The following is a 22,072-nucleotide window of genomic DNA, read 5'->3' as shown; positions in this document are numbered from 1 at the left end:
GGCCGGAAATGAAAATGTCCCGCCGGGGCGGGACATTCAGGTCTTACTGATGCTTCACGGTGCAGTGATCAAATGCCGCGCAAGAGTTCGTTAATGCCCGTTTTTGCGCGGGTTTTTGCATCCACGCGCTTGACGATGACGGCGCAGTACAGCGAGTACTTGCCGTCTTCCGATGGCAGGTTGCCCGAGACCACGACGGAACCGGCTGGCACGCGGCCATACGTCACTTCGCCCGTGGCGCGGTCGTAGATTTTGGTCGACTGGCCGATGTACACGCCCATCGAGATGACCGAGTTTTCTTCGACGATCACGCCTTCGACGATTTCCGAACGGGCGCCGATGAAGCAATTGTCTTCGATGATGGTCGGGTTCGCTTGCATTGGTTCCAGCACGCCGCCGATGCCGACGCCGCCGGACAGGTGGACGTTCTTGCCGATCTGGGCGCAGGAACCGACGGTGGCCCAGGTGTCGACCATGGCGCCTTCATCGACATAGGCGCCGATGTTGACGTAGGACGGCATCAGCACGACGTTCTTGGCGATAAAGCTGCCGCGGCGGGCAACGGCTGGCGGCACTACGCGGAAACCGCCCTTGGCGAAGTCTTCCGGCGTGTAGTCGGCGAACTTGGTCGGCACCTTGTCGTAGAACTGCATCGTGCCATCCGACGGCATGACGACGTTGTTTTCCAGGCGGAACGACAGCAGCACGGCTTTCTTGACCCACTGGTTGACAACCCAGTCGCCCGTGGTCTTTTCCGCCACGCGGATGCTGCCGTTGTCCAGGCCATTGATGACGTGGGACACGGCGTCGCGCAGTTCGGCAGTGCCGTTGCCTGGATTGATCTCGGCGCGGTTTTCCCAGGCCAGGTCGATGATGTTTTGCAGTTGTTGGCTCATGATGATGTCTTGTTTATGTAGGGGTTAATGCGGAGTTGCGGATGCGGAAAGCTGCTGGCAGAATTTTACTATGCGCAACGCCGCTTCCAGCCCTTCGGCCGTTTCGGCCACCAGCGCCATGCGGATGCGGTTGCGGCCCGGATTGATGCCGTGTGCGTCGCGCGCCAGGTAACTGCCAGGCAATACCGTCACATTATATTCGGCGTACAGGCGTTGCGCGAATTGCGTGTCGGACAGGCCCGTGCGGCTGACGTCGGCCCACAGGTAGAAGCCAGCGTCCGGCAATTGCACGTCCATCACCGATTGCAGCAGCGGCGTGATGGCGTCGAACTTGGCGCGGTACTTGGCGCGATTTTCCTCGACATGGGTTTCGTCGTTCCAGGCCGCGACGGAGGCCGCCTGCACGGCAGGGCTCATGGCGCCGCCGTGGTAGGTTCGGTAGAGCAGGAATTTTTTCAGTACTTCCGCGTCGCCGGCGACGAAGCCCGAGCGCATGCCCGGCACATTCGAGCGCTTCGACAGGCTGGAAAACACCACCAGACGCGCATACGGGCGTTCGATGGTGGACAGACCCAGCATGTGCGCCGCTTGCAGCGCGCCCAGCGGGGGCGTGTCGCCGTGGTAAATCTCGGAATAACACTCGTCGGCGGCGATGACGAAATCGTAGCGCTCGGACAGCGCGAACAGGTGTTCCCAGTCGGTCAAGGTCAGCACGGCGCCCGTCGGGTTGCCTGGCGAACACAGGAACAGCAGCTTGACCTTTTCCCACACGGAGGCGGGCACGCTGTCGTAGTCGCAGCCGAAATTGCGCGCCGGGTCGGAATTGACGAAATACGGTTCGGCGCCGGCCAGGTAGGCCGCGCCTTCATAGATCTGGTAAAACGGGTTCGGGCTGATCACCAGCGAACCGGCCGATGGATCGATCACCGTTTGCGCCAGCGCAAACAGCGCTTCGCGCGAACCGTTCACGGGCAGGATTTGCGTGGCAGGATTGAGCTTGGGGATGGCGTAGCGGCGCTCCAGCCAGCCGGCGATGGCGCTGCGCAAGGCTTCCGAACCGATGGTGGTCGGATAGCTGGCCAGGCCGTGGATATTGTCGACCAATGCCCGCTCGATGAACGCTGGCGTCGGATGCTTGGGTTCGCCCATGCCCAGGCTGATGGGCGCATACTCGGGATTGACCGTCTCGCCGGCAAACAGCTGGCGCAGCTTTTCAAATGGATATGGTTGCAGTTTAGCAAGAAGTGGATTCACGGAACGGACCAGGGCAAGAGTGGAAAGACGATGTGGCTAATTATTTACTGATTTACTGAATAATTGCTTGGCGCGGCAGACTTGATGCCGGTCAAATAATAAGCTGCGTCTTTCATTATAGCCGTCCTCGCGGGCCCGCTGTGCAAGCCGCATCGGCTTGATCGCTGCCCGGCTGGTCCAGGCATGCCGCAGCGGGGAGTGCCGCGCCATGGCGCGGCAAGGTAAAATACGTCATGTCTATCTTACTTCCCACCCTGCTTGCTATTGAAACCTCGTCCGAACTCGCCTCCTGCGCCTTGTTGCGCGGCGATGTCGTCCTGTCCCGTTCGTCGTCCGGCGTGCGTACCCATTCCCAGTCTATCTTGCCGATGGTGCAGGAATTGCTGGCCGAAGCGGGCGTGACCTTGGCTGACGTGGATGCTATCGCCTACGGCTCCGGCCCCGGCTCGTTTACTGGCGTGCGCACGGCTTGCGGCATCGCGCAAGGCTTGGCCTACGGTGCCAATTTGCCCGTCGTGCCCGTCGTGACCCTCGATGCGATGGCGCTGGCGTGCCACCAGCAGCATGGCGCGCAGCGCATCGTGACCGTGCTCGACGCCCGCATGGGCGAAGTGTACTGGGCGCAATATGACTATCAAAATGGCTTGCAGGCTGTCCTGCCACCGGCCTTGAGCGCGCCGGCCGGCGTGGCGCCGCAAGGCGACGTCGTCGGCTGTGGCAACGGCTTTGGCGCGTATGCCGAGGCGTTGGCCGCACTGCCGTGCGCCGCCACGGCCGACGTCGCCATCATGCCGCACGCCGTGCAGGTGGGACAACTGGCGCGCATCGCCTTTGCGGCCGGCCATTTCGTGACGGCGGCCGAGGCGCAGCCTTTGTATTTGCGCAACAAGATCGCTTACACGAGCGCGGAACGGCACGAGATGCAACTGGCCAAGGCCGCTGCGGAGTCGGCACAGTGATGCATGCCGGCAAAGGTACGGATAAGTGCAAGGACAGCGTGGCAGACTGGGACTTGTTGCGCCTTGATTATCAGCCGATGCGGGAGTTGGACTTGGCCGAAGTGCTGGCGCTGGAGCAGCGCGTGTATCCGCATCCCTGGACGCATGGCAACTTTGTCGATTCGCTCAAGAGCGGCTACCCGGCCTGGGTGCTGCGCGATGTGGACGGCACCCTGCTCGGCTATTTTCTGCTGATGCTGGTCGTCGATGAAGCGCACTTGCTCAATGTGGCCGTCGAGGGCGCCATCCAGGGCCAGGGCCTGGGCCGTTTCCTGCTGAACCAGTCCTGCGCCTGCGCGCGCCAGCTGGGCATGGAATCGATGCTGCTGGAAGTGCGCCCGTCGAATGTGCGCGCGCTCGATATTTACCAGCGCTATGGATTTGAACAGATCGGCCGGCGCAAGGGATACTATCCGGCCAGCAACTCGCAACGTGAGGACGCCATCGTGATGCGTTATACCCTATGAGCCGCAGCGCCGTTTTCCTCGATGAAATGGGCGTCGGTCCCCTGTGGCGTTTGCGCCAGGGGGCTGCGCCCGAGGCCGTTGACGTCGTCGAGGCTGTCGTGGAGGTGAACGTCGCCGTGGCGGAGCCTGCGGCGGAACCCGTGGCCGAAGCCGCTGAAGCAGTGGTCCACATGGTCGCTGCGGTGGTTGCCGAGGCGCCCGTAGCCGTTGCCGCTACGCCTGCCGCTGCCGCGCCTGACGACACGGCCTGGTTTGACGACGCGCCCCCAGCGCCACCGGCCAAGCAACTGAGCGATGCCGATATCGCCACCCTCGATTGGGATGGCTTGACGGCCGCCGTGGCCAAGTGTGCGCGCTGCGACTTGTGCAAGACGCGCAAGGGTATCGTCATGGGCCGTGGCGACCGCCAGGGCGCTTGGCTGATGCTGGCCAGCAGCCCATCGCGCCTGGAAGAGCGCGAAGGGCGCGCCTTGCCGGGCGAGCAGGGAAAATTGATCGACAATATGCTCAAAGCCATCGACCTCGACGCGAGCAGCGACGTGTACATCACGCATTTGCTGAAATGCCGTCCGCTCGACGAGGCGGGCCAGGAACGCTTGTCCACCGAATTAGAGTCAGCCGCCTGCCGCCCGTACTTCGAGCGCGAACTGGCCCTGCTGCAGCCGCGCACCATCGTCACCCTGGGTTCGATGGCCGCCGCCGGCATCAATCCCGGCGAAAAACCCGTGCGCGGCACAGTGCGTAAGCTGGGCAATGCCTCGCTTGTCGCCACTTTCCACCCGGAGCAACTGCTGCAGGACGAGACGGGCAAGGCCAAGGCGCGCGCCTGGGCCGACCTGTGCCTGGCGAAAAGCGCGCACGGTGATTGAAACTTTCCAGGCCAGCTTCGAGCGCCGCTGGGGACATTTGACGCACCCCCGCGTGCGCGCGCTGGCCTGGCTGCTCGATTCGCCCGATTTGCTCGACCCGGCCAGCGCCCACTGGGGCGGGCGCATCGCCAGCCTCACGCCCGTCACGCCTGCCGTGGCGGGGTGGTTGGAGGCGCTGCAAGAGGATCCATCGCCGCTCGATGCGGCGTTGGGGCTGAAATTTTATTCCCGCCTGGGCCTGTACGCTGAAAAGCTGCTGGCCTTTTATTTTGAGCAGCACGGCATGCTGGCTGCGCATGGCTTGCAAGTGCAAGTCAACCGCAACGACACGGTGGGCGAGTTCGATTTCCTGTTGCGTGATGGGTCGGAGGGGGAATATTTGCTGCACTGGGAGTTTGCCACCAAGTTTTATCTGCTCGAAGGGGTGCCCGATCCCGGCGTGCTCAACCACTTGATCGGCCCGAATCTGGCCGACACCTTGGGATTGAAGATGCGCAAGATTCTCGACAAGCAACTGGCTTTGTCTCGCCATCCGGCCGCGCAAAGCCTGCTGGTGCACCCCGTGCGCGCGGCGCAGGCGCTGGTCAAGGGCTGGCTGTTTTATGCGGCAGGCGCGCTGCCCGCCATGGACGGTATTTCCCAAGAACATGGACACGGCTTCTGGTGCACGCCAACGCAATTGCCGCAGCAGCGCTATGTCGTGCTGCCGCGCTTGCAATGGCTGGCGCCGTTCAAGGGGCGCGACGTGGAAGTGCTGGACCTCGATGCCTTGCGCGCGCAGTTGTTTGATCTGGCGCAACCGGTAATGGTGGCTGCGGTGGACCATATCGACGGCTGGGAAGTGGAACGCACGCGCGGTTTTGTCGTGCCCCATGACTGGACGGAGCAGGCCGCCGCGCGGCGGCTGGCCGGCACGCTACCTGCGTAATCCGGCACCACCGTTAATGCTTTTGCTCGCCGATCAAGGACAGATTGTCGTGTTCGGCCTGGTTCAGCTTGTGCCTGCGCATGATCATGTACATGGTGCCGGCGACGAACAGACCGAACAGGGTGATGATGATATTGAGCGGCAGGTGCAAACGGATCATGATGGAATACACGGCCAGCATGGTGAGAATCGACAGGTTTTCATTGAAGTTCTGCACGGCGATGGAATGGCCCGCGCTCATCAGGACGTGGCCGCGATGTTGCAGCAGGGCATTCATGGGCACGACGAAAAAGCCGGACAGGGCGCCGATCAGTATCAGCAGCGGGTAGGCGATCCACACGGAGTGCACTTGTGTCATCATCATGACGATCACGCCCATGGCGATGCCCAGCGGAATGACGGTCAGCGACTTGCGCAGCGGAATGAAGCGTGCCGACAGCACGGCGCCGGCGGCCACGCCGATGGCAACCACGCCCACCAGGCTGGTCGCCTTGTCAAACGGCATGTTCAACGACTGCTTGGCCCATTCCAGCACGATCAGTTGCAAGGTGGCGCCAGCTCCCCAGAACAAGGTCGTTACGGCCAGGGTGATCTGGCCCAGCTTGTCTTTCCACAGGATGGAATAGCAATTGGCAAAATCGGAAATCAGTTTGATAGGATTGCGTTCCTGGTGCGGATACACGCAGCCCGTGTCGGGAATCTTCAGGTTGGCCAAGGTTGCCAGCACATAAATGCCGACTACCACGCACAAGGCCGCTTCCGTTTTGTTGGCGATGCCCGTGTCGATCAGGGGGATGTCGATGGATAGCAGCATGTCGGACACGTGGCCACTGACGAGTGCGCCGCCCATGACGGTGCCCAGGATGATGGAGGTGACGGTCAAGCCTTCGATCCATCCATTTGCCGCCACGAGTTTTTCCGGCGGCAGCAGTTCCGTCAAGATGCCGTACTTGGCGGGTGAATACACGGCCGCGCCAAAACCCACGACGGCGTAGGCCAGCAAGGGGTGTACATGGAAGAAGACGAGGGCGCAGCCGAAGATCTTGACCATGTTGGCGATAAACATGACCTTGCCTTTCGGCAATGCGTCCGCGAAGGCGCCGACAAAAGCGGCCAACAGTACGTAAAACAGCACGAACGACAATTTGAGCAGCGGCGTGATCCACGCCGGGGATTTCATGGACACCAATAGATCGACGGCGACAAAAAAGAGGGCGTTATCTGCCAGCGAGGAAAAGAACTGCGCTGCCATGATGGTATAAAAACCACGATTCATTCTGGAATGCCTGAAATCATATCTGGCTTGCTTTATACCACGAAAAAACGGCAAACCCCAAGTTTGGAAGGGGCTGCTTTGCATAGTATTGTCTAAGTGAACTTTAAATATTCTGCCGTAGAAAAATACATCACATGTGAGCATTTTATACATGCTGTCGTGGGCGACTAGCGCGACGACCGCACCCGTCCGCTTTGCAGGCTTGCCGCCCCGCATCGTGCCCATCCGGTAAAATACGGCATTCCCACCCGCCGTGAACAACGCATATGCCCAGGCCCCTCATCGCCACCATCCATCTCGATGCCATGCAACAGAATCTGGCGCGCGCGCATGCCGGCGCCCGCGGCGCGAAGGTATGGGCCGTCGTCAAGGCAAATGCCTATGGCCATGGCCTGGAACGGGCCATGCGGGGCTTTGCCGAGGCCGACGGCCTGGCTTTGGTCGAGGTCGACTACGCCGTGCGCTTGCGCGAATTGGGCTGGACCAAGCCCATCTTGCTGCTGGAAGGTTTTTTTGACGCCAGCGATTTACTTGTCATGGCGCAATATGGCTTGAATGGCAGCGTGCATTGCGAAGAACAGATTGCCATGCTGGCAGCGGCGCGCCTGCCGCACGCCATCGACGTACACTTGAAAATGAATACGGGCATGAATCGCCTGGGCTTTACGCCGCGAGCCGTGGCCGCCGCGTATGCGCGCTTGCGCGCCATGCCGCACATCGGCATCATCACCCTGATGACGCATTTCGCGAATGCGGACGAGGCGGGGCCCACGCGCTTGCCTTTGCCCCAGCAGATGCTGCGCTTCGAAGCCGGCGCGGCCAGCATCGGCACGCGCTTGCCGCGCAGCCTGTGCAATTCGGCCGGCCTGCTGCTGCACCAGCTCGACAGCGACTGGGTACGCCCCGGCATCATGCTGTACGGCGGCACGCCCAGCGGCGCTCCCGGCGGCACCTCCGCGCAAGCGTTCGGCTTGCTGCCCAGCATGACCTTGCGCAGCAGCATCATCGGTATCCAGGATATCGCCGCCGGTGAAGTCGTGGGCTATGGCAGCCGCTACGCAGCGGCCGGCAATATCAAGGTAGGCGTGGTGGCTTGCGGCTATGCGGATGGCTATCCGCGCCAAGCGCCCGAAGGCACGCCCGTGCTGGTCGACGGCGTGCGCACGGGCCTCATCGGCAGGGTCTCGATGGACATGCTGATGGTGGACTTGACGCACGTGCCGGGCGCACGGGTCGGCAGCAGCGTGACCTTGTGGGGCCAGGGCATGCCGATCGACGAGGTGGCCCTGGCCGCGGGCACCATCGGTTACGAGCTGATGTGCGCACTGGCGCCGCGCGTGCCCGTGGTCGACGCGCCACAGTGACGGCGGCCCGCCGTTTGTATATACTGTGAATTCACTGTACATATAAACAGCAGTTTCACCTTACCCGGGCACAGTACACCATGGCAAAAGTCAAGACCATCTACACCTGCAGCGATTGCGGCGCCATCAGTAATAAATGGATGGGGCAATGCACCTCGTGCAACCAGTGGAACACCATGGTGGAAACCCTGCCCGAGACGGGCGGCAACAACCGCTATTCGAACCCGCAGCACATGTCGCTGGCACAGACGGCGCCCGTGCTGTCGCTCGACGATATCGACGCCATCGACGTGCCCCGCTTCGGCACGGGCATCGAGGAATTCGACCGCGTGCTGGGCGGCGGCATGGTGGCCGGCGGCGTGGTGCTGATCGGCGGCGATCCCGGCATCGGCAAGTCGACCCTGCTGCTGCAGGCGCTGGCCAATATGTCGCACCACAAGCGCGTGCTGTATGTGAGTGGCGAGGAATCGGGCGCGCAAATCGCCCTGCGCGCCAAGCGCCTGGTGATCGATGCCAAGGAACTGAAATTGCAGGCGGAGATCCAGCTGGAAAAGATCCTGTCTACCTTGAACGACCTGAAACCGGAAGTGGTGGTCATCGACTCCATCCAGACTGTGTATTCGGACGCGCTCAGCTCGGCGCCCGGTTCCGTAGCGCAAGTGCGCGAATGCGCGGCGCAGCTGACGCGGGCGGCCAAGCAGACGGGCGTGACCATTATTTTGGTGGGCCACGTGACCAAAGAGGGCGCGCTGGCCGGCCCCCGCGTGCTCGAACACATCGTCGACACGGTGCTGTATTTCGAGGGCGATGCCCATTCCAGCTTCCGCCTGGTGCGCGCCATCAAGAACCGTTTCGGCGCCGTCAATGAACTGGGCGTGTTTGCCATGACGGAAAAGGGCTTGAAGGGTGTGTCGAATCCGTCCGCATTATTCCTGTCGCAGCACGACAATCAAGTGCCCGGCTCATGCGTGATGGTGACGCAGGAAGGCACGCGTCCGCTGCTGGTGGAAATCCAGGCTTTGGTCGATACCAGCCACTTGCCGAATGCGCGCCGGCTGTCCGTCGGCCTGGAACAGAACCGTCTGGCCATGCTGCTGGCCGTGGCGCACCGCCACGCTGGCATCGCCGCGTTCGACCAGGACGTGTTCATCAATGCCGTCGGCGGCGTGAAGATCACGGAGCCGGCGGCCGATCTGGCCGTGTTGCTGGCGATTAACTCATCGATGCGCAACAAACCCTTGCCTCGGGGACTCGTGGTGTTTGGCGAAGTGGGGCTGGCTGGCGAGATCCGTCCCGCGCCAAGGGGCCAGGAGCGCTTGCGCGAAGCGGCCAAACTGGGCTTTACCCTGGCCGTGGTGCCCAAGTCCAACCTGCCCAAGCAAGCGATCGAAGGCCTCAAGGTCATCGGTGTTGAGCGCATCGACGAGGCGTTTAACAAGTTGCGCGACTTGGAGTAAAAGTTGGTATGGCTTAAATGCCAAGCTTGAGACAAGTCAAACAAAATTTCCGTTTGGAACTATAATATTTGTCCGATGGATTCACCGCGTGAATCCGCATCGACAATGCATAGATAGAGAAGCGGAATACAGTGTCAGTTGAGCAAAGGCAGGGCGCACGCAAGATTTTGCGTGCCAAGGCAATGTTGGTAATGGATGGCGCGGGTCCCGTGGCTGCGCGTACCCTCGATGTGGGGCCGGGCGGCATGGCGGCCGTCATCGCCCAGCCGGTGCCGACAGGCAAGCAGGGCAAGGTGCTGTTCGAGTTGTTTTACGATGGCGCGGCGCACATCATCGAGGCGCGCGTATCCGTCTCGCACTGCATTTTCAGCAGTGCAGGTTTCAAGGTGGGACTCACTTTCCTGCAGCTGGACATGGCTGTCAGCAGTGCCATCTCGAAATTCATGCGCTGAGGCACGCCCGGCGAGGAGCATGCGCTAGAATGGTGCATATGGGTTTGCAGTCAGGAAAAACTTGTTCTGTTCGCTGTTTTGATATTCCGGTAATACTGCATAATTATCAACCAGAAGAGGGACCTTGCCGCGCCATGCGCGCCTGCCGTCCATTTCCAGCGCAGCGCGGTCATGACCTGAACCGTGTGCCATGACCTTACACCCGACGGGAATGCCGACCATGTTTAATTCGACCATCAATAGCAGGGCTTACACCAACAACACGCAGCAAACCACGCAGGGCAATATCTCGGCCGATGTGTATGCGAAGGTGGAGCGCCAGATGCAGTCGCAGAACACGGGTGTCGTCAAGCTCAATGCCAACCTGGCGCGCGACCAGGCCAAATTCTCGGGCCTGGGCCAGTTGCAATCGGCGCTGGCGAAATTCCAGACCGTGGCCAAGAACATGGCCGGCAGTGGCCTGGCTACAGCGGCCACGTCCAGCACCAGAGATGTCCTGAGCGCCACCACCACCGACAAGGCTGTCAGCGGCAGCCATGAACTGAACGTCAAGCAGCTGGCGCAAGGGCAGACCTTGCTCAGCGCAGCGCAGAAATCCTCGAGCACGGCGATTGGCACGGGGGCGCCGGCGCTGGTCAAGATCGAAGTGGGCGCGACTGACGGCAAGCAATTTACGCCCGGCAGCGGCAAGATCATTTCGCTGACCATCGACAGCAGCAACAATAGCCTCGATGGCATTGCCGCCGCGCTGAAGCAGCAGGGCATCGACGCCAGCGTGGTCAAGGGGCCTGATGGCTATTCGCTGGCCCTGAACGGCAAGAGCGGCGCCGACAGCAGCATGCGCATCAGCGTGTCCGGCGACGCGGCCGTCGGCAACCTGCTGAGCTATGCGCCCGGTTCCGGCAAGGGCCTGCAGCAAACGGCCGCCGCACAGGATGCGCTGCTCACCGTCGACGGCAAGGACATCAAGAGCACCACGAATACCTTGACGACGGCCGTCGAGGGCGCCACCATCGAATTGAAGAAAAAAGGCACGACCGACCTCGTCATCGCCAAGGACAGCAGCCAGATCGCCAGCAACGTGGCCAGCTTCGTCACGGCCTACAATGAGCTCAACAGCAAGCTGCAAAGCCTGCAGCAGGGCGATTTGAAGTCCGACACAGCCCTGGGCCAGGTGCGCTCGCAGATGGAACAAGTGCTGCGCACGGCCAGCACGGGCGTGCCCGCTTCCATACTGGGCAGCGCCGGCGTCACCCTGGGCAAGAGCGGCGAGCTGGTGCTTGACGATAAAAAGCTCAAGGCGGCCATCGCGGCCGATCCGGACGCCGTCAGCAAGCTGTTTACGAATAACGGCAAGGGCGTGGCGGATCAGTTCTCCAGCAAGATCGGTGAACTGACGGGCGAAACGAGCATCATCCGCAAGGAGGTGCAATCGGTGGGCAAGGACATCACTACGCTGACCAACAAGAAAGCCGTGCTGGCCAAGGCACTGACGGCGCAGGCGCAGGCGCTGGTGAAAGCTTATTCCGCCCAGGAACAGATGGGGTCGAACTCGGCCTTGCCGGGTTATACGGGCAAGAATTCGCTCTTCGACTTCATGGCCTGAAGCGCGGCACACTTGCTACATTCTGTCGCCCTGGGCAAAGAAGGCCGATGGTGAACTGCCGAAAGTCTTCTTGAACATGGCGGAAAAGGCCGACTGGCTGGCGTAGCCCAGTTCTTCGGCCACCTGCGACAGCGGCACGCCGCGCGCGATCAGGGGCGCCGCGTGCGCCAGGCGCACCTGCTGGCGCCACTGGCCAAAACTCATGCCCAACTCCCGTTCGAACAGCCGCGCCAGGGTACGCTCCGAGGCGCCGACCAGCTGCGCCCAGTGTTCCAGGGTCTGATTACCGCCCGGTTTCTCGATCAGGCTGTCGCACAGCGCTTTCAGACGCTTGTCGCCAGGCAAGGGGACGCGGATGGGGCGCGTGGCCGAGCGTTTCAATTCATCGAGTATCAGTTCGGCCAGCAATGCCTCGCGTGCCCGTTCCTGGCCGGGGTCCAGTTGTTCCAACGCCATGATCAGCTGGCGTAGCAGACTCGACACTTCCAGCACCTTGCAGTCATGTCCCGCAAACGGCGCGCGCGCGGCATGGATGCACAGGGGGCGCAAACGGGTTTTTTCCAGTATCGTGACGGCATGCTCCACGTTGGGCGCGATCCAGATGGCGCGCATGGGCGGCAGCACCCAGCTGCTGTTGTTGGCGGTGATGCGCAGCACGCCTTCGAGCGCCATGGTGACCTGGCCCCAGGGATGGCTGTGCGGTAATAAAAACTCATCGGGCTGCAGGTTGCGCGCGATCATCGTCACGGGGATAGTCGCGCTGGGCGCCTCTCGCGGCGGACACATGCGGGTATGGTGGAGGATAGGTACACCCATCAGCTTGGCCTTAATTCGATAAATTATGTCGTTCTGTCGGAAAACAGACGATGGTATTTTGCATACACTTGAGCTTCACCAGTATAAGACAGGGTATGACATGATAACAACTAACTCGGCAAGGCACTTGCCACCGCAGTCGCCGCCAACTTTGCGCAGCGATGCGCGCGTCATCGCCCTGGTGGGACTGGCGCATGGCGTGTCGCATTTCTACCATCTGATCCTCGCGGCCCTGTTTGTCTGGCTGAAGCCCGCCTTCGATCTGTCGTATGCGGAGCTGGGCCTGCTGATGACGGTGTTTTTCATCATCTCGGGTGTGGGGCAGGCGCTGGCGGGCTTTGTCGTCGACCGCTTCGGCGCCCGCGCCGTGTTGTTTTCCGGCATATTCTTGCTGGGCGTGTCGGCGCTGGCCCTGTCTACCGCCCACAGCTATGCGGCGCTGATGCTGGGCGCCATGCTGGCCGGCATGGGCAACAGCGTGTTCCATCCGGCCGACTACACGATACTCAACCAGCGTGTCTCGGCGGCCCGCGTGGCCTACGGCTTTTCCGTGCATGGCATCAGCGGTAATATCGGCTGGGCCCTGGCGCCCCTGTTCATGACGTATGTTGCCACCCAGTATGACTGGCGGGTCGCGCTGCAATGCGCGGCCGTGCTGCCGTTTGGCGTGCTGCTGATCCTGTTCCTGAACCGCCACGCCATCCGTCCCGAGCCTGTCAAGCAGGCCGCGCCGGGCCAGATCGCCAGCGGCGAAGGCGCCCTGGACTTCCTGCGCCTGCCGGCCGTGTGGATGTGCTTTGCCTTCTTCTTCATCACCGCCATCGCCCTGGGCGGCATCCAGAGCTTTGCCAGCGTGGCCCTGGTCAAGCTGTACGGCATGAGCCTGGCGCTGGCCACCAGCGCCTACACGGCCTACATGCTGGCCTCGGCCGTGGGCATGCTGGCAGGCGGCGTGGTGGGCGCGCGCAGCAAGCAGCCGGACCGGAACGTGGCGATCGCCTTTTCCGCCGCCGCCCTGCTGGCCATGCTGCTGGCCATGGCTGTCGTGCCGGCCTGGGGCGCAGTGGTGCTGATGGGCGCCATCGGCCTGACGTCCGGCGTGGCGGGGCCGTCGCGCGACCTGATGATACGCGCGGCAGCGCCCAAGCATGCCACGGGGCGCGTGTATGGCGTCGTGTATTCGGGTCTCGACAGCGGCCTGGCCGTGGGACCCCTGTTCTTTGGCGCGCTGATGGATGGCGACCATCCGGCCCTGCTGTTCGTCTTCATCGGCGTGTTCCAGGCACTGGCGATTGCCACGGCCGTGGGCGTGGGCGGGAAAACACGTGCCGCGGCGCTGCAAAAGGCATAGAATCGTTGCCACCTGCCACGAAAGGAATCCCCATGACCTTTGCCACCACCGACCTGTGCGACGACTATGCAGCCATGCTCGACGATGGCACCCTGGCCGTACTGCCGCCCGTGTACCGCGCCTTCGGCCAGCGCGTGCGTTTCAGCGGCCCCGCCACCACCTTGCAAGTGTTCGAGGACAATGCCCTCGTGCGCAGCACCCTGGAAATGCCGGGCCAGGGCCGTGTGTTGGTGATCGATGGCGGCGGCAGCCTGCGCCGCGCGCTGGTCGGTGGCCAGTTGGGTGTGCTGGCTGAAAGCAACGGATGGGCCGGCATCGTCGTCGATGGTTGCATTCGCGACAGCGAGGAAATCAATGTCTGCCAGATCGGCGTGCGCGCCCTGGCCACGCATCCGCGCAAGAGCAACAAGACGGGCGCCGGCCAGCGCGACGAGCGCGTGCAGCTCAGCGGCGTGGCCGTGCATCCGGGTGACTGGATCTACGCCGATGCGGACGGCATCCTGGTGGCGCGCCAGCAACTCGATTGAGTTATCCCCTCTCCGGGATGGGGTAGGTGGAGATGTTGTAAATTGCTCACATTAAATATATTTTTGCAAAGTTCTTTGATTTTTATCATGGCTGAGATATGATTTCACTTAAGGTAACTTTAATATCAACAAGGCAAGGAAATCAGCTCATGAAAATCGCCACCATCGCAGCAGTTGTCGCCCTGTTTTCTGCAGGCACCGCCAGCGCCAGCCCCGTCAACCTGATCACGAATGGCAATTTTGACACGGTCGCTTCCGGCTACACCTTTGACAGCGGTTTTAAAGTCGTCAACAGCGGTTCGTCGGCCATCACGGGCTGGACCGTGGGCGCCAGTTCCGTCGACCTGATCCGCAATGCCTACAATGCCATCAATGGCTACAGCATCGATTTGCTGGGTACGCCAGGTCCGGGTTTTCTGTCGCAAAATTTCAGTGTCGTTGCCGGCCAGACGTATAACCTGAGCTTTGACATGGCGCGCAATTCCGGCGGCCCGGCAGGCCAGGGCGTGGCTGTCAATTTCGGCGGCGTGGCAGGCGATTTCTACTCGACGGCTGCCGCTTCGAACACCTTGTACAGCAATACCCTGAGCTTCACGGCCGCCACCACCGGCTTGGCGACCCTGTCGTTTGCCAGCGCAGCCAAGGCTGGCACGCCGTTCGACAATTACTCGGGCGCCGTGATCGACAACGTTTCCGTGATGGCTGCCGTGCCGGAACCGGAAACCTACGCCATGCTGCTGGCCGGCCTGGGCCTGATGGGTTTCCTGCGCCGCCGCAAGGCTGCCAAGTAATTCCAGCTTGGCCGCACGTCAAAACCGCCTGTTGCATCGCACAGGCGGTTTTTTGTTTTTCGAGGGTCTTGGGTACTGTCCGCATCCGGCAACAGCAGCCACGGCAGTCATTCAGCGCGCCGCATCGGCATCCCCGCGCAAGGGACAGGCCGCCGCCTGCGGCCCCAGCCGCCGCGCCAGTTCGCCGCGCAACTGCGTCAATCCGGCGATGCGCGCATCGATGTCACCCAGCTTGCGCACCAGCGCCGCGCGCAGCAATTGCGCCGTGGCGGGATCGCCGGCGCTGGCCAGCAGCGGCATGTCGGCCTCGATTTCGGCCAGGGTAAAGCCCAACTGTTGCGCCGTGCGCAGGTAGCGCAGCCAGTCGGCCGCCTCGGGCTGGTAGTCGCGGTAGCCATTCGCGCCGCGCCGCGCGCGCAGCAAGCCCCGCTTTTCATAAAAGCGCAGGGTATCGCGGCTCAAGCCCGTCGCCTGCGCCATCTCGCCGATCTGCATGGTGGTTTCTTTCATAAAATGCTTGACCATGGAGTGTACTCCAGCCTTGATCATGGCTACTTTCCAATGACAGGAGTTGCCATGTTGTCTGTTTCCGCCTTTCGCCGCCTGGTGCGCGCCAGCGCCATTTATGATGTGCTTATGACGGCCGCATTCGCCACGCCGTGGACGTTCTTGCTCTTGCGCGAGCACTTGAGTACCCTCAACGTGCGCCTGGGCGGCGTGCCGCTGCCCCTCTTTGTGCCGTTTCATTTGCTGATTAGCAGCTTGCTGGGCAGCGTGGTGATGGTCTGGTCGGTGCTGCGCATCATCGACCCGCAGCCGCGCTTCGGCCGCTATGACGCGGCGGCGCGTTACCTGTTTTCCACCTGGATGGCGTGGGCCTTGCTGGTGACGGGCCAGCCCGTGCTGTGGCTGTTCATCGTACCGGAACTGGCCTGGGGCCTCGTGCAAAGCCTGCCGCTGCGCCGCGGTGTAGGCGCGCGGGGAGGGGCGCCATACGAATCGTTGTTGAGATGACGATAACGAAATGCAATAATGGCCGTGCTCGCAGTACAGCAATGACTGCAATGAACGACTATTAAGAGGATGACTATGCAGCAGGATGCCGCAGGAAAAAACATGGCGTTGCTCGATCCGGTGGTGGCGCCGCGCATCGCGGTGACGCGCCTGGTGACGGGCCTGCTGCAAGGCTTGCTGCTGTACTGGCTGTACAGCACGGCGCAAGACAAGGTGTGGCCCGCCACGGAAGCCTATCTGCTGGGGCCATTGATGCTGATCAGCTTGCTGCTGCCCATCTTGCTGGTCTCCAGCCTGGGCCACATGTCGGCGAAGCGCATCGCCCTGTGGATGGCGGGTGCTGCCGCCGTGCTGGCCGTGCTGGCCTGGCATGACGTGGCGCGCGGCGCCGAACACGTCATATGGGGTAATTACAAGCCGGGTGCGCCGCTGCGTGTGATTTCCGCCCAGCTGTTCGGCTTTTGCGTGGTGGGTTTGTATATCGCCCATGCGCTGGTGCTGGCCAGCGCCCAGGACGGCCAGCGCATCGCCCGCTACCCCACGTATTTTGAAATCGCCTGGAAGCTGGGCATCCAGCTGCTGTTTTCCCTGCTGTTCGTGCTGGGCCTGTGGCTGGTGCTGTGGCTGGGCGGGCAACTGTTCCTGCTGATCAAGCTGACTTTCCTGAAAAAACTGCTGGGCCAGGCCTGGTTCGTGATCCCCGTCATCTGCTTCGCGTTTTCGTTCGCCATCCATATCACGGACGTGCGCCCGTCCATCGTGCGCGGCATCCGCACCTTGCTGCTGGTGCTGCTGTCGTGGTTGATGCCGATCGCCGCCGTGCTGGTCTCCGGTTTCCTGCTGACCCTGCCATTCATCGGCTTCGAGCGCCTGTGGGCCACGCGCCATGCGGCGTCCGTGCTGCTGGGCATGGCCGGCGTGCTGGTGGTGCTGATCAATGCCGCCTTCCAGAATGGCGAAGTGGGCCATGGTGTGGCGCGCGGCATCCGCCTGGGCACGCGCCTGGCTTGCTTGCTGCTGCCGTGGGTGGTGGGCATCGCAATTTATGCGCTGACCCTGCGCGTGATGTCGCATGGCTGGACGGCCGACCGCCTGATCGCTGCCGCCTGCCTGCTGGTTGCCACCTGCTACGCCGCCGGCTATGCCTGGGCGGCCAGCAAGTATGGCGACTGGCTGCACCTGATCGCCAACGTCAACGTGGCCACCGCCTTTGTCACCCTGCTGGTGCTGTTCGCGCTGTTCTCGCCGCTGGCGGACCCGGCGCGCATTTCCGTGGCCAGCCAGATGGCGCGCCTGGAGAGCGGCAAGGTCGGCGTGGACAAGTTCGATTTTGAGTACCTGCGCTTCCAGGGCGCCCGCTATGGCCAGGCGGCCTTGCAGGAATTGAGCAAACGCACGACGGGGCCGGACGCGGCCATCGTGCGGGCCCGCGCCGAGGCCATGCTCAAGCGCCAGAATCGCCTCGACGAGACGGGCGCGCTGAGCGACGTGTCGATCAACTTGACCCTGCGCCCTGCCACGGCGAAGTTGCCGGAGAGTTTTCTGCGCCAGGACTGGACGCAAGTGAGCCCGGCCTGGCGCTTGCCCGCCTGTTTGAAGCGGGCAGGGCCGCAGTGCGATGCGTATCTGCTCGACTTCGATGGCGATGGCAAGCAGGACGTGCTGCTGATCAGCAATGACCCGCGCGCCTCGTCAGTCTTGCTGGCGGAGAAGGAAGACGGCAGCTGGTCGGCGCGTGGGCAAATCCCCGTGGATGCCCTGCGCTGCAAGCCCCTGCGCGAGAAACTGCAGGCCGGCGAGTTCCAGCTGGTGCCACCGAAAGTGCGCGAACTTGAAATCGATGGCCAGCGCGTGCCGATGACTTTATATACGCCAGAGGACGAGGTCAGCTGCCCGGATGAGACGGTGCCGGCCCCGTAAATGGCAGTGAGAGGACTTGGCGCGCCTGGCAAAACCTCTTGTTTGCCATGAAGGCAATGATTTCGTGCGCTGAGCCATGTTGACCGTCCGCGAACGGCCTATTGTGTTGAAAAAGTCGAGCGGCAACAATTTCGGGAGGTCTCAGATCTCCAGGCAGCCGGTGATCGTTCACTGGCGACGGTACTGGTCAGTCTGGGCTGGCAGGATATCTATCTGAAGGTCTACGTACCTGAGTTTTTCAACACAATACGCCAGGAGCCGTCATTGGAAGGAGAAATGGAAAGCACTGATGGAAAGTTACGAGGTTCATGCCATTGTGGAGCTGTAAGATTTCAAGTTCGACTTACCGACGGACTCAAGACAGCAAGGCGCTGCAATTGCTCCTATTGCCGCATGCGCGGTGCGATCGCGGTTTCTGCAGCGCTTCAGGATATCGAGATCACTTCTGGCGAGGAATTGCTCACGCTCTATCAGTTCCACACTATGCAAGCGAAGCACTATTTCTGCTCAAAATGCGGGATATACACACATCACCAACGCCGGTCAAAATCCGATCAATTCGGGATCAATGTGGCCTGCCTGGAAGGAATCAGTCCGTTTGACTTTGAAGAGGTACCAGTAAACGAAGGCCGACTCCATCCAAAAGACAAAAGTGCTGGAGACGGGCCTGACATCATTGGATACCTACGCTTTTTTCCTAATACCGGCATTAAATGAGTTTGATCGTTGAGCTACCTCAATAACCTCTTCGGGGCGAAACCTGCTGACGACGGCAGCCGGCCAACAGCGGACTATCGAAAGTGAAGCGCAGCAAATGGGGGATGCATGTCTCACGTGACCAAATTGATTCTGATATGCCTGGCTCTTATCATGGCGATCACGCTGGCGCTCCTGTCGGTATATGTCGAGTGCACCGGTCCTGAACTGGCCGTGTATGGGAATCTGTGCGGGCCGAGCGGTTCCGAGTTCTGCTACAAGCCGGTATTGAAAGGCGGTTTCCCGGTTGCGTACTTGTTTGATGCGACAGGCGTTTCAGTCGAGCGACAACTTGCGTTCGTCGAAGACGATCTGTCCGTTGGGGCTCTGGTCCTCGACATTGCTACCTATCTCGCGATTGTTTTGTCGACCATGATGGCTATCTCGCGTTGGCGGCAAGATCGCATGCAAAGCGTAAGGTTTGATAGAACGTGACGTGAACCCCATGTTTCAGCTTTGTCCGCTTCGGGTCGGATGCTGCCTGTCGAGCCACCCCACCAACTTTTCAAGTTGGCAATCTGCTATGCTGGACCCAACGGTCGGGTCCGGCCAGAAGCGGTCATAACAGACTTTATTCCGTCAGTCCGTTGCAGCGCTAAGCTGCTTGTCGGCAGCCTTCATTCTGTGTTCAACAAAGCTGATACTAAACGATAGCAGCAAAGCAGCGGCGGCGAATCCTGCGGCGAGCCAGAGGTTGGCGGAGAGGCCTAGCCTGTCCACGGCCTGTCCACCAGCCCATGCCCCGAGCGCAATGGCAACATTGAAGACACCCACATACAGCGCGGCGACTATCTCCACGGCCCGGGGCGCCGCCTTCATCATCAAGCTCATCAGGCCGACGGATACACCACCGTAGGCTAGTCCCCAAGCCAGCAACACCACGCCGCCGCCGATGCTGGAGTCGCCGACCGCCAGGAACAGTAGCGGCGTGAGCAGCAAGCCACTCGAGATAGCGATGATGGTTGGCGCCGTGCGCGGCACCGCAACGACACCAGCCAGGAAGTTTCCAATGATGCCTGCGGAACCATAGAAAAACAGCAGTGCGCCTAGCCATTGCGCATCAAACCCCGACACTGACAGTAACAACGGACGCACAAAGGTAAATGCCACGAAATGGCTCGTCACCAGCAACAGGGTCAGAAGCAGCCCCGCTTGCAATTGCCGGTTGCGCAACTGCTTGCCGAATTGGCGCAAGGTCGCCGAACTGGCAGCGGGCAGCGCTGGAATGATGGCCAGATGCAGTGCCAGTACCAGGCCGCTAAACAGCGCCATGACGCCAAAGGCCCAGCGCCATCCTGCAAGGTCGCCGATTTGTGCACCGAGCGGCACACCCAGCACAGAAGCGATCGCTACTCCACCGAAGATAATCGACGTTGCCAGGCCGATTGAGGGAGCAGGAACAAGGCGGGACGCGAGGCCACCGGCAATGGCCCAGATTCCGCCCATGCAAAAACCGACGAGAACACGTGCAGCCAGCATCCACGCCATGTTTTGTGCCAATGCCGAGGCAATGTTCGCGATCACTAATAGACTTAGCAAGCCACATAGAATTTTGCGTCTGTCCAGGCGTCCCGATGCGATCACCAGCAGCGGAGCGAACAAGGCTGCCAGTAATGCTGGCAGCGAGATCATCAGGCCGGCGGTTCCGGTGGAGGTGTCCAGGGTGTCACTAATCGGCGTCAACAGACCGACCGGGAGCATTTCCGTCGTCACTACCGAGAAGGTGGCCATACCTATAGCGGTGACCGCCAGCCACGGGTGACGGGCAGCGGTTTCTGCTGCAGCGTTGGGAAACATACTCATGGTTCATATCCTTCATTTGATCATTCGATAAACGGCTTGTGCCGGCATCAGGCGGCGTCGGGTCGCTGTTTTGCAATGGCATGCCCTGCTTGCAATGGAGACACGTCGCAGTGATAATTCATACATCACGTATGAATAAATTATATATTCATACGCTCTGCATGTAAACAATCATACGCTACGTATGTAAGGAGGAAGCAATGGTTCGCCGCACCCGTGCCGAAATGGAAGAAACCCGTGCATTGTTGCTAGCCACTGCTCGCAAAGTGTTCAGCGAGCGCGGTTATGCCGCCACATCAATGGACGACCTCACCGCGCAGGCAGGGCTAACGCGTGGTGCGCTGTATCACCACTTTGGCGACAAGAAGGGTTTACTGCTCGCGGTGGTAGGACAGATCGACGCGGAAATGGATGACCGCCTGCAAACCATCTCCGAACGCGCCGACGATCTGTGGGAAGGTTTTCGCAGTCGCTGCCGTGCCTATCTGGAGATGGCCCTGGAGCCGGAAATTCAGCGCATTGTTTTGCGCGATGCCAGGGCGGTCCTGGGTGGTGCCTCACCGGACTCGCAGCGCCATTGCGTCGAGTCGATGCAAGGGATTATCCAGGAGCTGATTCATCAAGGTATCGTGGCAGACGCTAGCCCACGGGCACTGGCTTCGCTGATTTACGGCAGTCTGGCAGAAGCGGCGTTCTGGATCGCAGACGGTGACGAAGGCAAGGCGCGTTTGATACATGGAGTTGCTGCATTGGAATTACTACTACGCGGGCTGTTGGTTAAGAGGTAATCGCGAAACGTTGCAAGGTCATCGCGCAAGGCAGTTTAGGAATTGTTGGACGAGAGACCGGCAGAGAGCTCAACATTTTTCGTTGCGACAGCGACTGCTTCGGGGCGGATGCCGCCAAGGACAGCAATCGGCCGAAAGCGCACCGGCGTATCAGGTGTAGTCATTCAGACTTGAGCTGACAGACGCTGTCTCTTGCCCGTCACTTTTTACGCTTTCATTTATTGCCACTCTGGAGGAGAATATTTTTTCGCAAGCGTGTCGATTTTGTGTGCCGTCACTCCTCGCAGGGATGAGGCACCGATTGACCATTCCACCTTCAGCAAGGAGGCGCCATGAACAAACAGATCATCCTCAACCTGCCCGTGAAGGACCTGGACAAATCCAAGGCTTTCTTTTCCGCTCTCGGCTTTGCCTTCAATCCCCGCTTTAGCGGAGAGAACGCGGCGTTCATGAACATCGTCGACGGCGCCATCGAGCCCATGCTGACGACCGAACCCTTCTTCCAGTCCCTGATCGGCAAGCCGGTCGCGAATGCCAGGGAAGCCAATGAAGTCGTCATTTGCCTCAGTTGCGAAAGCCGGCAAGAGGTGGACAGCCTGATCGCCAAGGCCGTCGCCGCTGGTGGCCGCATACCGCATCCGCCCGAGGACAATGGCTTCATGTACGACCAGGGTTTCGAGGATATCGATGGTCACCTGTGGAACCTGGTCTGGACGGCGCCAGAAGTCTGAAGCACCGA

Annotated in this window: 24 protein-coding genes; 17 read left to right on the top strand and 7 right to left on the bottom strand. The window is 61.1% G+C overall.

Features of this window, described 5'->3' with window-relative positions; genetic code table 11:
- Positions 1–68 precede the first annotated feature (68 nt).
- Together dapD and dapC are read right to left on the bottom strand one after the other, a co-directional pair.
- Positions 69–896, bottom strand: a complete 828-nt coding sequence (dapD, locus tag ACP7DE_RS02225; protein WP_426070545.1) for a 2,3,4,5-tetrahydropyridine-2,6-dicarboxylate N-succinyltransferase — start codon at positions 894–896, stop codon at positions 69–71.
- Between the two features lie 24 nt (positions 897–920).
- Positions 921–2,150 (bottom strand): succinyldiaminopimelate transaminase, encoded by a 1,230-nt coding sequence (dapC, locus tag ACP7DE_RS02220; RefSeq protein ID WP_426070544.1) that lies wholly within the window; start codon positions 2,148–2,150, stop codon positions 921–923.
- Positions 2,151–2,383: 233 nt separating this feature from the next.
- On the opposite strand from dapC, the gene tsaB reads away from it, so the two are divergent.
- The 4 genes from tsaB to ACP7DE_RS02200 are packed head-to-tail and all read left to right on the top strand — an operon-like array spanning position 2,384 to position 5,412.
- Entirely contained in the window at positions 2,384–3,109 is a 726-nt protein-coding gene (gene tsaB, locus ACP7DE_RS02215) for a tRNA (adenosine(37)-N6)-threonylcarbamoyltransferase complex dimerization subunit type 1 TsaB (RefSeq protein ID WP_426070543.1), read from the top strand.
- Positions 3,109–3,615, top strand: a complete 507-nt coding sequence (gene rimI, locus ACP7DE_RS02210; protein WP_426070542.1) for a ribosomal protein S18-alanine N-acetyltransferase — start codon at positions 3,109–3,111, stop codon at positions 3,613–3,615. The genes tsaB and rimI overlap by 1 nt, the downstream gene beginning before the upstream one ends.
- Complete coding sequence (locus tag ACP7DE_RS02205; RefSeq protein WP_426070541.1) at positions 3,612–4,484, top strand: uracil-DNA glycosylase; 873 nt, start codon at positions 3,612–3,614, stop codon at positions 4,482–4,484. Before rimI ends, ACP7DE_RS02205 begins: the two co-directional genes overlap by 4 nt.
- Positions 4,477–5,412 (top strand): DUF1853 family protein, encoded by a 936-nt coding sequence (locus tag ACP7DE_RS02200; protein ID WP_426070540.1) that lies wholly within the window; start codon positions 4,477–4,479, stop codon positions 5,410–5,412. Before ACP7DE_RS02205 ends, ACP7DE_RS02200 begins: the two co-directional genes overlap by 8 nt.
- A 13-nt stretch (positions 5,413–5,425) precedes the next feature.
- On the opposite strand, the gene lplT is transcribed toward ACP7DE_RS02200, so the two are convergent.
- Positions 5,426–6,688 (bottom strand): lysophospholipid transporter LplT, encoded by a 1,263-nt coding sequence (gene lplT, locus ACP7DE_RS02195; protein ID WP_426070539.1) that lies wholly within the window; start codon positions 6,686–6,688, stop codon positions 5,426–5,428.
- A gap of 266 nt (positions 6,689–6,954) precedes the next feature.
- Between lplT and alr the strand changes: the two genes are divergently transcribed.
- From alr to ACP7DE_RS02180, 3 genes are all read left to right on the top strand, one after another.
- Positions 6,955–8,052 carry an alanine racemase gene (gene alr / locus ACP7DE_RS02190; RefSeq protein WP_426070538.1) on the top strand — a complete coding sequence of 366 codons (1,098 nt, stop codon included), beginning with the start codon at positions 6,955–6,957 and terminating at the stop codon, positions 8,050–8,052.
- Between the two features lie 80 nt (positions 8,053–8,132).
- Positions 8,133–9,509 carry a DNA repair protein RadA gene (gene radA, locus ACP7DE_RS02185; protein ID WP_101482026.1) on the top strand — a complete coding sequence of 459 codons (1,377 nt, stop codon included), beginning with the start codon at positions 8,133–8,135 and terminating at the stop codon, positions 9,507–9,509.
- A gap of 131 nt (positions 9,510–9,640) precedes the next feature.
- Positions 9,641–9,961 (top strand): PilZ domain-containing protein, encoded by a 321-nt coding sequence (locus ACP7DE_RS02180; RefSeq protein WP_426070537.1) that lies wholly within the window; start codon positions 9,641–9,643, stop codon positions 9,959–9,961.
- A gap of 24 nt (positions 9,962–9,985) precedes the next feature.
- Here ACP7DE_RS02180 and ACP7DE_RS02175 read toward each other — a convergent pair whose 3' ends face one another.
- Positions 9,986–10,183, bottom strand: a complete 198-nt coding sequence (locus ACP7DE_RS02175) for a hypothetical protein (RefSeq protein ID WP_426070536.1) — start codon at positions 10,181–10,183, stop codon at positions 9,986–9,988.
- Here ACP7DE_RS02175 and fliD point away from each other — a divergent pair.
- Entirely contained in the window at positions 10,182–11,567 is a 1,386-nt protein-coding gene (gene fliD / locus ACP7DE_RS02170) for a flagellar filament capping protein FliD (RefSeq protein WP_426070535.1), read from the top strand. The genes ACP7DE_RS02175 and fliD overlap by 2 nt on opposite strands.
- A gap of 15 nt (positions 11,568–11,582) precedes the next feature.
- Here the strand turns inward: fliD and ACP7DE_RS02165 are convergent, their stop codons facing one another.
- Positions 11,583–12,383: an AraC family transcriptional regulator gene (locus ACP7DE_RS02165; protein WP_426070534.1), complete on the bottom strand. Its 801-nt coding sequence runs from the start codon at positions 12,381–12,383 to the stop codon at positions 11,583–11,585.
- Positions 12,384–12,483: 100 nt separating this feature from the next.
- On the opposite strand from ACP7DE_RS02165, the gene ACP7DE_RS02160 reads away from it, so the two are divergent.
- The 3 genes from ACP7DE_RS02160 to ACP7DE_RS02150 all read left to right on the top strand — a co-directional run bounded on the left by ACP7DE_RS02160 (position 12,484) and on the right by ACP7DE_RS02150 (position 15,052).
- Positions 12,484–13,734 (top strand): MFS transporter, encoded by a 1,251-nt coding sequence (locus ACP7DE_RS02160; protein WP_426070533.1) that lies wholly within the window; start codon positions 12,484–12,486, stop codon positions 13,732–13,734.
- 32 nt (positions 13,735–13,766) lie between these two features.
- On the top strand, positions 13,767–14,261 hold the full coding sequence (rraA, locus tag ACP7DE_RS02155) for a ribonuclease E activity regulator RraA (RefSeq protein WP_426070532.1): 495 nt from the start codon (positions 13,767–13,769) through the stop codon (positions 14,259–14,261).
- Between the two features lie 149 nt (positions 14,262–14,410).
- Positions 14,411–15,052 (top strand): choice-of-anchor C family protein, encoded by a 642-nt coding sequence (locus ACP7DE_RS02150; protein WP_426070531.1) that lies wholly within the window; start codon positions 14,411–14,413, stop codon positions 15,050–15,052.
- 111 nt (positions 15,053–15,163) lie between these two features.
- Here ACP7DE_RS02150 and ACP7DE_RS02145 read toward each other — a convergent pair whose 3' ends face one another.
- Positions 15,164–15,547, bottom strand: a complete 384-nt coding sequence (locus ACP7DE_RS02145) for a MerR family transcriptional regulator (RefSeq protein ID WP_426070869.1) — start codon at positions 15,545–15,547, stop codon at positions 15,164–15,166.
- 81 nt (positions 15,548–15,628) lie between these two features.
- On the opposite strand from ACP7DE_RS02145, the gene ACP7DE_RS02140 reads away from it, so the two are divergent.
- The 4 genes from ACP7DE_RS02140 to ACP7DE_RS02125 all read left to right on the top strand — a co-directional run bounded on the left by ACP7DE_RS02140 (position 15,629) and on the right by ACP7DE_RS02125 (position 19,177).
- Positions 15,629–16,066 carry a hypothetical protein gene (locus ACP7DE_RS02140; RefSeq protein WP_426070530.1) on the top strand — a complete coding sequence of 146 codons (438 nt, stop codon included), beginning with the start codon at positions 15,629–15,631 and terminating at the stop codon, positions 16,064–16,066.
- Positions 16,067–16,168: 102 nt separating this feature from the next.
- On the top strand, positions 16,169–17,986 hold the full coding sequence (locus ACP7DE_RS02135) for a DUF4153 domain-containing protein (RefSeq protein ID WP_426070529.1): 1,818 nt from the start codon (positions 16,169–16,171) through the stop codon (positions 17,984–17,986).
- Positions 17,987–18,262: 276 nt separating this feature from the next.
- The gene (locus ACP7DE_RS02130) at positions 18,263–18,703 is read left to right on the top strand and encodes a GFA family protein (protein WP_426070528.1); all 441 of its coding nucleotides are present in this window, start codon (positions 18,263–18,265) and stop codon (positions 18,701–18,703) included.
- 153 nt (positions 18,704–18,856) lie between these two features.
- Positions 18,857–19,177 carry a hypothetical protein gene (locus ACP7DE_RS02125; RefSeq protein ID WP_426070527.1) on the top strand — a complete coding sequence of 107 codons (321 nt, stop codon included), beginning with the start codon at positions 18,857–18,859 and terminating at the stop codon, positions 19,175–19,177.
- Between the two features lie 144 nt (positions 19,178–19,321).
- On the opposite strand, the gene ACP7DE_RS02120 is transcribed toward ACP7DE_RS02125, so the two are convergent.
- Positions 19,322–20,545, bottom strand: a complete 1,224-nt coding sequence (locus ACP7DE_RS02120) for an MFS transporter (RefSeq protein ID WP_426070526.1) — start codon at positions 20,543–20,545, stop codon at positions 19,322–19,324.
- Between the two features lie 200 nt (positions 20,546–20,745).
- Between ACP7DE_RS02120 and ACP7DE_RS02115 the strand changes: the two genes are divergently transcribed.
- Entirely contained in the window at positions 20,746–21,333 is a 588-nt protein-coding gene (locus ACP7DE_RS02115) for a TetR/AcrR family transcriptional regulator (protein WP_426070525.1), read from the top strand.
- 332 nt (positions 21,334–21,665) lie between these two features.
- Positions 21,666–22,064, top strand: a complete 399-nt coding sequence (locus tag ACP7DE_RS02110; RefSeq protein WP_426070524.1) for a VOC family protein — start codon at positions 21,666–21,668, stop codon at positions 22,062–22,064.
- Positions 22,065–22,072 lie beyond the last annotated feature (8 nt).

Origin of the sequence: Janthinobacterium sp. DSP2-3-3 (assembly GCF_049897325.1) — a bacterium.
Classification (GTDB): domain Bacteria; phylum Pseudomonadota; class Gammaproteobacteria; order Burkholderiales; family Burkholderiaceae_D; genus Janthinobacterium.
The sequence above is the reverse complement of the archived record's forward strand: the minus strand, read 5'-3'. Positions and strand labels throughout refer to the sequence as shown.